The 242-nt window shown below is 53.3% G+C and carries 1 rRNA gene; it reads right to left on the minus strand.

Going from position 1 to position 242, the window contains the following annotated elements:
* Positions 1-114, minus strand: a 5S ribosomal RNA gene (gene rrf, locus M3636_RS29385); the annotation flags it as partial.
* Positions 115-242 lie beyond the last annotated feature (128 nt).

Genomic DNA, 242 nt, shown 5'->3' on the forward strand with positions numbered 1-242 from the left:
TGGCGGCGTTCTACTCTCCCAGGACCCTGCGGTCCAAGTACCATTGACGCTGAAGGGCTTAACGGTCGTGTTCGGGATGGGAACGTGTGGAACCCCTTCGCTATCGCCACCAAACGTTTGAGAGTTTGAGCTCTCAAAACTGAGCAACGAGTGAGTAGTTTGCAGCGAAGCTGCATATTTGAATGTTTCCGCTACGGGAAACGATTCTCCATAGAAAGGAGGTGATCCAGCCGCACCTTCCG

The organism is Paenibacillus sp. MER 99-2 (assembly GCF_023714095.1).
GTDB lineage: Bacteria > Bacillota > Bacilli > Paenibacillales > Paenibacillaceae > Paenibacillus.